General features: G+C 37.5%; 3 protein-coding genes. 2 read left to right on the forward strand and 1 reads right to left on the reverse strand.

What is annotated here, in order from left to right; translation table 11 throughout:
• Together BAU17_RS13515 and BAU17_RS13520 are read left to right on the forward strand one after the other, a co-directional pair.
• Positions 1-572 (forward strand): EAL domain-containing protein (locus BAU17_RS13515; RefSeq protein WP_161903351.1); only part of this gene is annotated, 572 nt, incomplete at its 5' end.
• 30 nt (positions 573-602) lie between these two features.
• Positions 603-1,691, forward strand: coding sequence for an iron-containing alcohol dehydrogenase family protein (locus BAU17_RS13520; RefSeq protein WP_161903352.1), 1,089 nt, complete (start codon positions 603-605; stop codon positions 1,689-1,691).
• A gap of 62 nt (positions 1,692-1,753) precedes the next feature.
• Here BAU17_RS13520 and BAU17_RS13525 read toward each other — a convergent pair whose 3' ends face one another.
• The gene (locus BAU17_RS13525) at positions 1,754-2,299 is read right to left on the reverse strand and encodes a DNA-3-methyladenine glycosylase I (RefSeq protein ID WP_161903353.1); all 546 of its coding nucleotides are present in this window, start codon (positions 2,297-2,299) and stop codon (positions 1,754-1,756) included.
• Positions 2,300-2,403 lie beyond the last annotated feature (104 nt).

Consider the following 2,403-nt stretch of genomic DNA (forward strand, 5'->3'; position numbering starts at 1 on the left):
TCAGTTTACTTTCTAACTGGATTTTGAATCGAGTCTTTCAAGATCGTCTCTATGATCAATTAAATGTGACTATTAATTTAGATGTCGCACAAGTTGAGCAGGAAAACTTTCTTTCTAAAGTTCAAAGTTTGGTTACTGAGTATCAAGCCAATACCACACATCTAACCTTTGAAATAACCGAACACCAAGCCTTCGAACAATCAGAAATAGCGATTAAAAAATTATATGCTTTGCGCGAGATGGGATTTAAAATTGCCTTGGATGATTTTGGAGTGGGACATTCTGCGCTCGCACTTTTAAGTGACTTGCCAGTTGATATTTTAAAAATCGACGCATCTTTTATTACAAATGTTGAAGGCCAGTCCAGAAAAGGCATTATCGCACGTCATATTGTTAATTTAGCCAAAAGTTTAGGATTAGTTACTTGTTGTGAAGGAATTGAAACAGTTAAAGAAGCGAAACTTGCTCGCCTGATTCAAGCAAATTATATGCAAGGCTACTTATTCAGCAAAGCTCTACCATTGAACGAATTTCATCTTTTCTCACATACATGGAAAAAAGCTCATGAATAAACATACAGTAAAAAGAAAGGATTTTCTTTTATGAAAGAATTAATTGTTCGAGGTGCGCCACAAGAATATGAATGTCAAACCGGTGCATGGCAAAAATTACCCGCACATTTAAGCAAACGTAACATCAAACGAGTGCTTATTTTACACGGCGAACAATCTTGGGAGGCTGCGCAACCATACTTGCCTTCTTTAGCAGAATTTACAACCTACGCAATACCTTACGGTGGCGAATGTTCTGATAAACAAAGCATCAAGTTAACCTCTCTCATTCAAGAAAAAAACATTGAAGCAATTGTGGCTGTTGGTGGAGGTAAAGTGGCTGACTTAGGAAAATTAACGGCGTATAACAATCAAATTGCTATTATTATTTTGCCAACATTAGCTGCAACCTGTGCCGCATACACTTCATTGAGCGTTGTTTATCACGAAGACGGTTCTATGGATCGCTACGATATTTTTCCAACTGCGACAACTCTTGTCTTGATTGAACCAGAAATTATTTTACACTCTCCAATTGACTTAATGATTGCAGGCATTGGTGATACGCTAGCGAAGTGGTATGAAGCAGAACCTATGATTGACCAACTAGACACTCCTGCAATTGAAATTCAAGTAGCAGCCTTTGCTGCAAAAAAAGCCCGAGATATTTTATTAAAAGATAGCGCTGCTGCTTTAATAGCAATGGAAAATAAGCAATTAAATCAAGCATTTTTAAACATCTTGGAAACCAATATTTTGTTAGCAGGCATGGTTGGTGGCTTCGGAGATGACTATGGTCGGACATCTGGTGCACATTCCATTCATGATGCCTTGACAATTTTGCCTAACTGTCATCAAAACTTGCATGGAAACATAGTCGCTTACGGTATTTTAGTGCAATTAATTATCGAAAAGAAACACGCTGAAATTCTGCGTTTATTACCATTCTATCAACAATTGGGCTTACCGTCCTCTTTGCAACAACTAAATCTTCAACTATCAGATACAGACTACCAACGAGTAGCAAAACGTGCTACATTACCGGATGAAACCATCCATTTTTTAAAAGAAGAAATCACCCCGCAACTTGTTAGCAATGCAATGAAAGAACTGGAAGCCTTGGTAAATAACGGAAATTAAAGAGAAATATCCGAACGGTAAAGCATATCGTTCGGATATTTTTTAATTTCATTACTAGAAATTCATCTAAATATACATGTCATTAAATGATCGTTGACCATGCCTATTGATTGCATAAATGCATAGACACTCGTTGTTCCCAAAAACTTAAAACCTTCTTTTTTCAACTGCTTAGCCAGCTGATCGGATTCAGGTGTCGAAGCTGGTACTTCTGAAATAATTTCCCAGTGATTAATAATTGGTTGATTCGCCACGAACTCCCAAATAAACGCATCAAAACTACCATATTTCTCCTGAACTTGTTGGTAAACTTGCGCATTATGAACGAGTGCTTCCAATTTCTTTCGATGGCGAATAACTCCAGGGTTAGCCATAAGTTCCAAAAGTTTGCTTTCGTCATACTCAGCAATTATACGATAATTGAATTGATCAAAAGCCTCACGCATCGATTCACGCTTAGCAAGAATCGTGCTCCAACTCAGTCCAGCTTGCATACTTTCCAAAATTAACATTTCAAACAATTTCTCTTCGTCATGCAGAGGTTTTCCCCACTCGTTATCATGATACGTTTGATCCAACTCACTTTTTGCCCAATCACATCGTTTCATTGCTTTCCTACTCCTTTATTTTTTCAATAGCTGGAATAATCGAATCTAAGAAACTACTTTCACTTAACGTATTGACTTTAAGTAGTGCTGCTTGACTCCCGCCA

The sequence above is a fragment of the Candidatus Enterococcus willemsii genome (genome assembly GCF_009933335.1).
GTDB lineage: Bacteria > Bacillota > Bacilli > Lactobacillales > Enterococcaceae > Enterococcus_F > Enterococcus_F willemsii.